Source organism: Rhodanobacter sp. OK091 (genome assembly GCF_900142825.1).
GTDB lineage: Bacteria > Pseudomonadota > Gammaproteobacteria > Xanthomonadales > Rhodanobacteraceae > Rhodanobacter.
In genome coordinates, this window is sequence record NZ_FRCH01000006.1 from 41150 (window position 1) to 53434 (window position 12285).

Here is a 12285-nt window from a genome sequence, read left to right on the forward strand (position 1 = left end):
ATCCAACAGACGGCAAATGATGCCTGTTCTTGCCTTGTCGACCAAGCATTGGTGGGCAGTCGGCATGGCGTTACGGGGTGCGAGGGCCGCAGTTTGCCCATTTCTACATGAACGCCAAGTTCTTGCGTCGGTCGGCAACGGCCTGCATAAAAGCTAAGATGCTGGACTTCATATCACGAGGCAGCCCGTCCGGCGGGCTGCAAGGACAGCGATGAAAACTGCTGCAAAGCGTAGCCAACACGGCATGGGAACCCGGGCCATTCATGCCGGTCAGCACCCGGATCCCAGCACCGGCGCGATCATGACGCCGATCTACGCTACCTCGACCTATGTGCAGGAAAGCCCCGGCAAGCACAAAGGCTATGAGTATTCGCGCACGCAGAACCCCACCCGCATGGCGTACGAGCGCTGCGTGGCCGATCTGGAAGGTGGCGTGGCCGGCTTTGCGTTCGCTTCCGGTCTGGCTGCTGCAGCGACGGTGCTGGATCTGCTCGATTCGGGCAGCCACGTCATCGCGATGGACGATCTTTATGGCGGCAGCTACCGGCTGTTCGAAAAGGTACGGCGGCGTTCCGCTGGACTGGATTTCAGCTTCATCGATCTGAACGAAAGCGCGGCCATGAAGGCAGCGCTCAAGCCCAACACGCGGATGATCTGGGCCGAAACGCCGACCAATCCGATGTTGAAGCTGGTCGACTTGGCCAAGGTCGCTGCGTTCGCCAAGAAACATGGCCTGATCCTGGTGGTGGACAACACGTTCTGCTCACCGATGATCCAGCGCCCACTGGAATACGGTGCGGACCTGGTGCTGCATTCGGCCACCAAATACCTCAACGGCCATTCCGACATGGTCGGCGGCATTGTGGTCGCCCGCAGCAAGGAACTGGCCGAGCAGATGGGCTTTCTGCAGAACTCGGTCGGCGCGGTGGCCGGCCCGTTCGACTCGTTCCTCGCCATGCGCGGCCTGAAGACACTGCATCTGCGCATGAAGGCGCACTGCGAGAGCGCGCTGGAACTGGCGAAGTGGCTGGAAAAGCATCCGGCCGTGGAGCGGGTGATCTACCCAGGTCTCAAGAGTCATCCGCAGCACGCTCTGGCGAAACGCCAGATGGATGGCTTCGGCGGCATCATCAGCATCGAGGTGAAGGGCGGCCTGAAAAAAGCCAAGCGCATGCTCGAGCGCTGCGAGCTGTTCGCGTTGGCCGAGTCGCTCGGGGGTGTCGAGAGCCTGATCGAGCATCCGGCGATCATGACCCACGCGTCGGTGCCGGCGGCCAACCGCAAGCGGCTGGGCATCAGCGACGGATTGATACGATTGTCGGTGGGGGTGGAGAACATCGAAGATCTGCGCAATGAATTGACCGTTGCGCTGGGTTGATTGCGATCAATGAGCTGAACGAGAGAACGAGGGTTTTGACTTGGAGTTTCATGCAATATCCACTACACCGCGATCGAAGCCGGGACCGTTTGGCGCGCTCGGCACATATCGATCGCTTACTTTCGAGTTGGCCAAACGAGATGTACTGGGGCGCTATCGTGGCGCCAGCTTCGGTTTGCTATGGTCGCTGATCAGTCCGTTTCTGATGTTGATGGTCTACTCGTTCGCGTTCGGCTTCGTGATGAAAGCGAAATGGCCGCAAGCCGAACAAAGTCATGCACATTATTCGATCATCCTGTTTGTCGGGCTGATCGTGCATGGGTTCTTTGCAGAATGTCTAAGCCGGTCCCCGCAGCTGATCACTAGCAATGCCAACTTCGTCAAACGAGTGATCTTCCCGCTAGAGATTCTGCCATGGCCAATGGTGGCGTCCGCGTTGTTTCACACCTTCATGAATTTTCTGGTATTTCTGGCTCTGCATCTTGTGCTTGATCACACCGTAACCTGGACGATTGTCCTGCTGCCGCTTGTATTGTTGCCGCTGGTGCTGCTTACGCTTGGGGTGTCCTGGTTACTGGCGGCTTTGGGCGTATACCTACGTGATATCAGTCAGATTACAGGCGTACTAGCTACTGCGATGCTTTTTCTTTCAACGGCGATGTTCCCGATCGAGGCACTTCCACCGCAATACCGATGGCTCTTGATCATCAATCCACTGACTTTCATTATCGACCAGGCACGCGCAGTTGCGTTGTGGGGGCATATGCCGGACTGGACCGGGTTGGGTATCTATACCCTGTGTGCTCTGATCGTGCTCTACCTCGGATACATGGTTTTCCGTTTGACTCGACGGGGGTTCGCCGATGTCCTCTGAGCTGGCGATCCGCGTCGAACGGGTGAGCAAGGCGTTTCCGGTCTACGACAAACCGATGCATCGGCTCTATCAGATGCTGTCTCCACGTGCGGCGAAGCAACGTTGGTATCGGGAGTTCCACGCGCTCCAGAACATCGATATCACTGTTCGCAAGGGCGAGACACTGGGTGTGGTCGGTCGTAATGGTTCGGGCAAGTCGACTTTGTTGCAAATCATCTGCGGCACGCTCGAGCCGTCGGCGGGCACGGTGCAGGTCAGTGGACGTATTGCCGCATTGCTGGAATTGGGTGCCGGATTTAATCCTGAGTTCACCGGTCGCGAGAATGTCATGCTGTATGGCACCGTCCTTGGGCTCAGCCGCAGCCAGGTCGAGGAACGTTTCGACGAGATCGCTGCGTTCGCTGAGATCGGGGAGTTCATCGATCAGCCCGTCAAGTGCTACTCCAGTGGCATGTATGTACGTCTGGCGTTTGCCGTGGCGATCAATGTGACGCCGGACATTTTGGTCGTGGATGAGGCATTGTCTGTGGGGGACGAGGCATTTCAGCGCAAGTGCTTCGCACGTATCAATCGTATCCGTGATGATGGTGCCACGGTACTGTTCGTCTCGCACTCCGCTGGCATCGTTACACAGTTGTGTGATCGTGCAGTGCTGCTGGATCGCGGCGAATTGCTTTCGAGCGGCTCGCCAAAATTCGTGGTGTCGCGCTATCACAAGATGCTGTACGTACCACCCGATCGAGCCGAGGCCGTGCGCGCGGCGATTCGCGCTGAACGCGAGGACGATGCACTTCCAGCTAGCACGGAGCTTTCCAGTCTGTCGGTGGTGGATCGCGAGGATGCGCGACTGGTTTCCTCGGTGAGCGCACCGTCCGCGTTGCTGGAAGACAGCGGATCGCGCGGCTGGTTTGACGAGGGTCTGGTACCGAAGAGTACGGTGCGCTACGACACCCGTGGTGCTCGGATCGGCGTACCGCACATCGAGACGCCAGAAGGACGTAAAGTCAATGTGCTGCATGCGGGGGATACATATCTTTATGTGTATCGGGTGGACTTCCATGACAGCGCCACCGAAGTGCGCTTCGGCATGTTGATCAAGACCCTGACCGGTCTCGAATTGGGCGGTGGCGCTACTGCTCTGCCGCAAAATTCGATGCCATTGGTCGAGGCTGGGCAAACCGTCGAGGTACGCTTTCGATTCCGTTGCTTGCTCGATGCTGGTACCTATTTCTTAAACGCGGGGGTGCTTGCCTGCCTCGCAGGGGAAGAAACCTACATCGATCGTTTGATCGATGCAGCGATGTTCCGCGTCATGTCACAGCCAGAACGCCTGGCTACAGGCTTCATTGATTTCTGTATTACGTCATATGCCACTGTGTTGGGTCCCAGCGAGGTGCACGCATGACGCTAAGACGGTCCAGCGGTAAGCAAGCATTGCTGGTCATCGGCATGCATCGCAGTGGTACCTCGGCGTTGACCCGAGTCATTAATTTGCACGGCGTTACCTTGGGCTCCAAACTGCCGGGAGGGGCCTTCGACAATGAAGCAGGATTCTGGGAAAACCAGCGCGTGGTGAATCTGCACGAGCGTCTGCTTGCAGATATCGGATCCAGCTGGGATGACCCACGTGAGCTGCGCCTGGGGTGGGCCGATGAGGCGCTCACTGCGGCCTATATTGACGAACTGATAGCACTGATAGCCTCCGAGTTCGGTGATGCCAGAATCTGGGCAGTCAAGGATCCGCGCCTGTGTCGACTGTTACCCTTGTGGCTGAAGGCACTGGGGCGTATGGGAATTGAACCCAAGCTAATTTTTGCGATGCGCGATCCAAGCGAGGTGGTGGGTTCGCTAATGCACCGCAATGGACTGTCTGCGGCGACGGCCTCGCTATTGTGGCTACGACATCTGGCCGAACCCGTGCGCCTCACGCAGAATATGCGTCGTTGCCTTGTCGATTACAACGAGTTGTTGGACAACTGGCATGTCAGCATGTCGAGGATCGCATCCGACCTCGACGTGGCGTGGCCGATCCCTTCGCAGGACTGCGAAGTCGAAGTTGACGTGCACCTGCGTCATGACCTGCGACATCAGCACATGGCGGCAACGCGCGACCTGCTGCCAGTCGTATGGCGCGAGCCCCTGCTTGACGTCTATGCCGCCAGCCAAACAGTAGTACGAGACAGAGGTGATTGGGCTGATCTCGATGCGCAGTTACATGTAGTAATGATGCGGCTCGAGTTCGCGCGGCCGCTGATCATGGATTTACAACCAAAATCTCAACGGGACCAGATTCAGTCACAGTTAATCGAGGCTGAGAACGGCAAAGAAGCTTACCGGGCCGAGGCTGCTCGACTGTTTGAAGAAAGTGCGGCTGCCCAGCGACATGGTCAGCAGGAAGCGGTAATCGCTAGGCAGGAAGCCGCAAATGCAATGCAGGAATCGGCAAACGCAAGGCAGCATGCCGCAAGTGCAATGCAGGAAGCAGCAAGCGCGAGACAGGAAGCTGCAAGTGCAACGCAGGAAGCGGCAAACGCAAGGCAGCATGCTGCAAGTGCAATGCAGGAAGCAGCAAGCGCGAGGCAGGAGGCAGCAAGCGCAAGACAGGAAGCAGCAAGCGCAAGACAGGAAGCAGCAAGTGCTACGCAGGAAGCAGCAAATGCTACACAGGAGGCGGCGAGCGCAAGACAGGAAGTGGCAAGTGCAACGCGGGAAACGGCAAGCGCAAGACAGGAAGCAGCAAATGCAACACGGCAAGCAGCAAGCGTGCAAGAGGAATTGAAAAATGCAAGGAAGGAAACCGCAAGCGTGAGAGAGGAACTGGAAAATGCAAGGAAGGAAACGGTGAGCGTGAGAGAGGAATTGGAAAGCGCAAGGCGGACAGAAGCTCAGGCGCGTGAAGTACTTCATGGTGAGCTGATTGTGATCCGTGGTGAGCTGGCCAAGCGCAATGCGCGTATCCGCATGCTGGAGCAGGTGAGTGATGAGCTGGATATGATCAAAGCCAGCCGTTCCTGGCGCTGGACGCGGCCGATGCGAGTGGCTTTACGCATGCTGCGCAGCGGGGGGCGCCTTGGCGAGGCCGATCGCGAGCAGTTGCGCCGCCGGTTGAGGCGCTCCCAGATACAGACTTCCGCATTGCCGACGCATGCTGCGCTCCCAGCTGTGCCAACTTCCGTTGATACCGTGGTTGCGATGACGGCCGTGGCTGTCCCTATGCCGATGACACAATCCACAACGCGATTTGCTTTGCAGATCGACGGCAAACGTGACGTATTCGTCTGGTCGGTGATTGACTGGCATTTCCGTATCCAGCGGCCGCAGCATCTGGCGCGTGAATTGGCGGCAGCGAGTCATCGAGTGTTCTACATTTCGAACAATTTCATTAATCGCGATGAGCCTGGATTCAGTGTCGAGGCCCTCGATAGCGACGGCCGGCTGTTCCAGATCAACCTGCATCTCAAGGGAAGCCCGGCGATCTACCATGCCGCACCCGACATGCCGGCACGGGAGCAGTTGCGCGCCGGCATCGGCTTGCTGTTAGGTTGGACGCGCAGCCGTGGCTGCGCATCGCTGGTGCAGCATCCCTACTGGCTGGAGACTGCACAGGTGCTGCCAGATTCGCGCTTGGTTTACGACTGTATGGATCATCACGGCGGTTTTGCCGACAACAGTGTGGACGTGCTGGCACGCGAACACGAACTCATGCGCGACGCTGACCTCTTGGTGGTGACGTCTGACTGGCTGTATGAAGAATCTGGCAAGTACAACCCCCATCGCGTGATGATCCGCAACGCGTGCCAATACGAGCACTTTTTCAAGCCTCCAGCGCAGAAATTCAAGGATGACAAAGGTCGCCGCATAATCGGCTACTACGGCGCCATCGCCGAATGGTTCGATCTCGATCTGCTGGAAAAGCTGGCACAGCGTTTCGATGACTGCCTAATACTGCTGGTGGGTGCCGACACCACCGGAGCGCAACAGCGCCTGCGACATCTTTCCAACGTCGAGTTCACCGGCGAGGTGTCCTATAGCACGTTGCCGCACTATCTCCATGCCTTTGATGTCTGCCTGCTGCCTTTTCAGGTGATTCCATTGACGCTCGCCACCAATCCGGTCAAGGTCTACGAGTACTTGAGTGCTGGCAAAGAAGTCGTATCGATCTCTCTGCCGGAGATCCGCCAGTTCGGCGAATTGGTGCGCACCGGTACCGATCACGCCTCATTTCTGCATGCCGTGAACGAAGCGCTGACGACCGCACCGGAGCCGGCGGTGATCGCGCGACGCCAGCAGTTCGCCGCCGGACAGACCTGGGCGCATCGCGTGCACGATCTGATCGCGAGTGTCGATTCGCTACCCGCACCGCGAGTTAGCGTAGTCGTGGTGACCTACAACAATCTTGAACTGACCAAGGCATGCCTGCACAGCATCGAACTTTATAGCGATTACCCCGATCTCGAGGTTATCGTAGTCGACAATGCATCGGCGGACGGCACGCCGGCGTGTCTCATCGCATGGGCCGCGAGCGGCGAGAATCGGCACGTCATCCTCAATCAGGACAATCGCGGTTTCGCCGCCGCCAACAATCAGGGACTGGCCGCAGCCACCGGTGATTACCTGGTGATGCTCAACAATGATACCTATGTCACGCCAGGCTGGATCGCTACCCTGGTCGGTCATCTGCGTCGCACGGCGACACTTGGCATGCTCGGGCCTGTCACGAATAACATCGGCAACGAGGCGCGCATCGATATCCACTACGCCAACATGGATGAAATGTTGCACATCGCCGCGGACTATACCGTACGCCATGCAGGCCAGCTCATGCCGTTGCGCACAGCGGCGTTCTTCTGCGTGATGATGCCACGTGAGGTGTATGTCAAAGTGGGTGAGCTAGACGAGGCGTTCGGCATCGGCTTCTTCGAGGATGATGACTATTGCCGGCGAGTGGAAGACGCCGGCTGGACCATTGCCTGTGCAGAGGATGTGTTCATACATCACAACCTGTCCGCTTCATTCAACAAGCTCAAGCAGGAAACGCGGCAAGAGCTATTCGAACAGAACAAGATCATCTACGAAAAGAAATGGGGCAAGTGGGTGCCTCACGTCTATCGACCTAAACCGTAGAAGAACTAGTAACTAGGAGTCCAAAGAGATGCGCATAAAAAGCCTGTGCACCACATTACCAATTTGCCTCGCTCTCGTAGCCATCGTTTCTTGCGGCAAGGAAGACAAGTCCACTACGGCAACCTCATCACCTCCGGCCTTGACGGCAATTGACCGGCAGGGTCAATCCAATTTTCAGATCGTTCAATATGGTCCAAAAGAAAGCGGTGCGGGAGTGGCTTTCAACACACAGTCGTCTGGCCAAGCGGCTCTGTGGGTAGAGCTGGATCACCCTGCAACTGGCTCCAGTGCGGCGATATGGTGGGGAGATCATCGTCTGGAAAGTGCTGTTTCAGGCAATGTGATCAGTGCCGTGGTACCTGCAGAACGCTATACAACCGTGGGAAAATATCCAATTCAAGTTCGCGTTGGGAGCGGCGCGAATGACAAAAGAAGCAATGTTGTCTACTTCGTCGTGAAATGACGGACGATTTGCAAAGAGTGGTGGAAAGCAAGTTGCACGCTATTCGATGCTTACGCTTTTTTCTTGCGAATCCAAACATCCTTCTTGCTCCTGAGCTGCTATTTAGTAGCCTCTCATTTGGTGAGAGATATCGTGGACTTGTGCTGCCGATCATACGTTGGCATCGGCTGCCATGGCCATGTCGACCCGTTTATCGATCAAGTTTCGGAAATACATGAATCATCAAAAGCACATCCTTTGCATCGTCGGCACGCGCCCCGAAGGCATCAAGATGGCGCCCTTGATTAAGGCGCTCAAACGTGAGCCGTGGGCACAGGTGACCGTGTTGGCGACGGCGCAGCATCGTGGCTTGTTGGATCAGGTGCTTTCCTTGTTCGATATTCAGCCGGATGTGGATCTGAATATCATGCGAGCCAATCAGGCGCTGCCCGAATTGACTGCACGGCTGATTACAGCGCTGGATGAAAAGTTCGCCGAGTTTTCACCAGACGTAGTTCTCGCTCAAGGTGACACCACCACGGTAATGACAGCTGCGCTAGTGGCGTTTTATCGACGCATTCCATTCGGCCACGTCGAGGCCGGTCTGCGCACACACGATCTGGACAATCCTTTCCCCGAAGAGATGAACCGATTGGTGGCGGGTCATTTGGCCCGATGGCATTTCGTACCTACCGAACGTTCACGGAAAAATCTGCTGCGAGAGGGAATCCCCGATTCGGCGATTCACGTTACCGGCAATACAGTGATCGATGCCCTTCTTGAAGTTGCTGCCACTGACTGGCCACTCGATATCCCGTTGGATTCCGACAAGAGGCTTGTGCTCGTGACGGCTCACCGGCGTGAGAACTTCGGTGAGCCGTTCCGGGCAGTATGTAGGGCGATTCGCACGCTGGTAGACCGCTATGCGGATATCGAAGTGGTCTATCCGGTACATCCGAATCCCAATATCAGTTCGGTGGCGCATGAGTTATTGGGAGGTCATCCGCGTATCCGTCTGTGTGCTCCGCTTGATTACGCACCGTTTGTCGAAGCTCAAAAGCGGGCGTATCTAATCCTTACTGATTCGGGTGGCGTGCAGGAAGAGGCTCCAGCATTGGGCAAGCCGGTGCTGGTGATGCGCTCGGAAACCGAGCGCCCAGAAGCGGTGGACGAAGGCGTTGTACGATTGGTTGGTACCGATGAAGCTCGCATCGTGGCCGAGGCATCGCGATTGCTGGATGATCCAGATGCGTATCGGGAAATGGCGCGGGGAGTTTCTCCCTATGGCGACGGCAAAGCATCGCAACGCATCGCGGCGGTATTACGTGATGCTCTACTTTCAGTAGCCTAGCGATGTCGCTTGCTGATCGTAATCGATGAAGGTGCCAGATATGCGGATTCTTCTTGTCGCTTACGATTATCCACCGCTGAATTCGCCGCAGGCAATTCGTTGGTATTACCTCAGTCGCGAACTGGTACATCTTGGTGTGGAGATGCATGTACTCGCGCCGGATATTCCTGCGCGTGATGGAAACAGCCTCGATATACCGAGCGGTGTGACAATGCATCGGTGCGATGCTGGCGGCCTGGCGGGATGGCTTGCGCGCCGTCAGCAAGCGCGTCCGCTGGCGACTGTCTTGGCACCACAGCAGTCTCACATTGGCGAGGCCACGCATGTGGGTTCAACCACGTTGAACTGGAAGGGGCGCCTGCATCATTGGTTGGAGCGATGTCTGAGTCATTGGGTGTACCCCGATAGCCGCGGACAGTGGCGCGCCCCCGCCAGTGCAGCCCTCGATGAATTGATCGAAACAATCAGGCCGGACGTACTGATCAGCTCACACGAACCAGCCGTGACACTGCAACTCGGCCTGCAAGTAGCGGGACGCGTACAGGCATGGTTTGCTGATCTTGGAGATCCGGTGCTTGCTGGGTACACCCCAAGACGGTGGCACCGCCGCGCCAGTGAATTGGAGGCCCAAGTATGTCGTGTGGCCACCGCAGTCAGTGTGACTACTGCGAGTACCCGTGAGTTGTTAATGGCGCGGTACGACACCATGGATCCGTCGAAGATCTTCACGATCAGCCAGGGTTTTGACGATACGGTATCACCCACAATAGACTCGGCGCAAAAATCCCATCCAGGGGAACTACGTTTGCTTTACACGGGGCGGTTCTATCCGTTTCGGGACCCAACCGCACTGCTTGAGGCTGTGCTTGAGTTGAAGCAGATCTGGCTGACCATTGCTGCGCCCGAGGTGAGACCGGAATATTTGGCCTATGCGGCACGAAGTGGTGGCCGAATAGTGTTTCTTGGTGAACAACCGCACGCCAAGGTACTCAAGTTGCAACAGGAATGCGACGTGCTAGTGAATATCGGCAACGCGCTTAGTGCCCAGATCCCCGGCAAGCTGTATGAATATTTGGGCAGTGGTAAACCGATCCTGCATTGCCATTCGGTAGAAGATGATCCGGCCGTAAGCCTGCTCGATGAATGGCGCCGGGGCTGGTCGTGTGCCAATGACCTGCCCAGTCTGCGGATTTTTCTGACGACACTTGTTGAGGCACCAGAACGGTTGTACGCGCTACTGACGGATGACAGCTGTACTGCCTCTGCTTACGGTTGGTCGAATTTGGCCCGATGCCTACTTGCACGTTGTCAACAAGTTACTCAGGTAGAAGGAACCTGAATCATCTAAGCAATTTCCAGTTGCGGCAATAGTCTCTGCGGAAGGGCGGTACCGTCTGTCACTACTTCGAAGAGATGTACATTTTTGTCAATAATATCGATTGACTTCGCAATTTGACTAACGATGCGCATGGTGGGGCTCGCTATACGTTGGTTTTACGACTTTGGTTACGTTGTGTCCACCAGAACAATTACTTAAGGGAAATTTTGTGAGTTCGATTAAGGAAGAATATCGTTCGACCATGGCATTGTCGACAGTCCACTCCGTATGGGTGCGTGTGACTGCATGGATGATCGCTGTCGCGGCCCTCCTAAATACGCTTTGCTATGTCTTGCGTACAACCAATCCGGTTATTCGTTCGGATGACTGGTATTTTTTGGATATTTTTCTGAGCAAGGCGGCAGACGGCAGTCTTGGAATCACTGATTTCTTTGTAAAACGTTATGGTGACGACCATGCACAACCTCTCTTGAAGCTATTGTTGCTGATCGATTGGCGATATTTCGATCTGGATTTCACGATGGAAGCTGTCGTGGGAGTATTCGCAGCCGCTGCCTGCGTGCTGATTCTTCATCAATTCGTGATGGCGGGTAGGTGCGGTGACGTAACAGATAACAGGCGATATTTGGCTTGGGTTGCAATGTGCGTATTGCTGCTCTCGCTGAATGCCGTTGGCATCTGGACATGGTCATTGGTCGCAATCGGTTACCTTACTATAGTGCCTGTCTTGCTGTTTATGGGAGCGGCGTGGCACGCTCTGCAAAGACGACGCTATGTTGTCTTGATAGCCGCGACATTGTTGCTTGGAGTTGTCGCAGATGACAGTGCATTGATTGCGGCGATTGCTACCATTCTGGCGTTATTGGTTGTGGCGTTTTCCGATGGGTCGCAACGTGCCGGGGTCTGGAGAGCGATCATTACGATCGTTGCATGCATTGTAGTGGTAAGGATTGGTTATAGATTTGCACCGGTGATTGGCGCATCCCAAGACCCCTCGATGTCGGCTCAACTGTCGAAATTGGTCGGACGCCTGTCGGCCGGGGATTGGTGGAAATGGTTTTCGCTTCCGTTATCACTGCCGGTAGTGTACGAATTTCCTGACCGGATGATTTCTTCATGGGTGCTGTGGCCGATTGTCAGGGCGACCATGGTCGCGCTTCTGCTAGCCGCGCATATAGCATTCTGGTGGCGGGCGTGGCGCGGAAAGTACAATTTGCCAATGTTCGTTGCCATATGCTTGATGCTGCTTTCGTATGCCTGGCTGGCCGGTATCCTGTTGGTACGAGTTTCCTATTTTGGCAGCGACTATCTATATCAGGATCGCTACGTTCAGTTTTTCCAGTTCAATTTGGTAGCGCTGTTGCTCATGTGGGCGACGGCTAGCGAGTTAGGGCCGAAGATCGTCTCGTGGCGACACACGCTTCTCACGGTATTTCCGATCGCGGGTTGTCTTGCGATGTTGGCCATACAGGTTCCGCTGTCAAGTGATGCTTGGCATAGGCAGCGTTATCTACCCCATTACTATCAACAGCTGGCAATCCAGATCGGCCAGCTAGCCGAGAATCCGGCGAACACGGAAGGGTGCCTCCCCGAATTGGTTGTTTGCGGTTGGTCACTGGAGAAACGCCAACAGCTTGTGCAGTTTCTCCGCGTGAATCATCTGAACGTGTTTTCGCCGAAGGTGCAGGCGCGATATAGCTATCTGCCGCGGTTGCCGACTGCTGCTGCGGTTCCGCCTCTGCTTCCGTCGGTACCGGTGCCTGCCGGTACCCATTAG

The 12285-nt window shown here is 56.1% G+C and carries 8 protein-coding genes; all 8 read left to right on the top strand.

Annotated elements, in window-relative coordinates; all coding sequences use genetic code 11:
- The first annotated feature begins 211 nt into the window (after positions 1-211).
- A complete protein-coding gene (locus BUA26_RS18880; protein WP_072762455.1) occupies positions 212-1378 on the top strand; it encodes a trans-sulfuration enzyme family protein in 1167 nt (388 codons plus the stop codon).
- A gap of 40 nt (positions 1379-1418) precedes the next feature.
- The gene (locus BUA26_RS18885) at positions 1419-2252 is read left to right on the top strand and encodes an ABC transporter permease (protein WP_143154338.1); all 834 of its coding nucleotides are present in this window, start codon (positions 1419-1421) and stop codon (positions 2250-2252) included.
- Positions 2242-3657 carry an ABC transporter ATP-binding protein gene (locus BUA26_RS18890; RefSeq protein WP_072762456.1) on the top strand — a complete coding sequence of 472 codons (1416 nt, stop codon included), beginning with the start codon at positions 2242-2244 and terminating at the stop codon, positions 3655-3657. Before BUA26_RS18885 ends, BUA26_RS18890 begins: the two co-directional genes overlap by 11 nt.
- Positions 3654-7376, top strand: a complete 3723-nt coding sequence (locus tag BUA26_RS20300) for a glycosyltransferase (RefSeq protein WP_143154339.1) — start codon at positions 3654-3656, stop codon at positions 7374-7376. Before BUA26_RS18890 ends, BUA26_RS20300 begins: the two co-directional genes overlap by 4 nt.
- A 28-nt stretch (positions 7377-7404) precedes the next feature.
- Complete coding sequence (locus BUA26_RS20305) at positions 7405-7839, top strand: hypothetical protein (protein WP_143154340.1); 435 nt, start codon at positions 7405-7407, stop codon at positions 7837-7839.
- A 172-nt stretch (positions 7840-8011) separates the two neighbouring features.
- A complete protein-coding gene (gene wecB, locus BUA26_RS18910) occupies positions 8012-9169 on the top strand; it encodes a non-hydrolyzing UDP-N-acetylglucosamine 2-epimerase (RefSeq protein WP_304442124.1) in 1158 nt (385 codons plus the stop codon).
- A gap of 25 nt (positions 9170-9194) precedes the next feature.
- The gene (locus tag BUA26_RS18915; RefSeq protein WP_072762460.1) at positions 9195-10508 is read left to right on the top strand and encodes a glycosyltransferase; all 1314 of its coding nucleotides are present in this window, start codon (positions 9195-9197) and stop codon (positions 10506-10508) included.
- A 208-nt stretch (positions 10509-10716) separates the two neighbouring features.
- The gene (locus BUA26_RS18920; RefSeq protein WP_143154341.1) at positions 10717-12285 is read left to right on the top strand and encodes a hypothetical protein; all 1569 of its coding nucleotides are present in this window, start codon (positions 10717-10719) and stop codon (positions 12283-12285) included.

What these genes read in the sequence shown, in the direction of transcription:
- BUA26_RS20305 (WP_143154340.1), top strand. Translation starts at nt 7,405, where the DNA reads ATGCGCATAAAAAGCCTGTGCACCACATTACCAATTTGCCTCGCTCTC.
- BUA26_RS18915 (WP_072762460.1), top strand. Translation starts at nt 9,195, where the DNA reads ATGAAGGTGCCAGATATGCGGATTCTTCTTGTCGCTTACGATTATCCA.
- BUA26_RS18880 (WP_072762455.1), top strand. Translation starts at nt 212, where the DNA reads ATGAAAACTGCTGCAAAGCGTAGCCAACACGGCATGGGAACCCGGGCC.
- BUA26_RS18890 (WP_072762456.1), top strand. Translation starts at nt 2,242, where the DNA reads ATGTCCTCTGAGCTGGCGATCCGCGTCGAACGGGTGAGCAAGGCGTTT.
- BUA26_RS20300 (WP_143154339.1), top strand. Translation starts at nt 3,654, where the DNA reads ATGACGCTAAGACGGTCCAGCGGTAAGCAAGCATTGCTGGTCATCGGC.
- wecB (WP_304442124.1), top strand. Translation starts at nt 8,012, where the DNA reads ATGGCCATGTCGACCCGTTTATCGATCAAGTTTCGGAAATACATGAAT.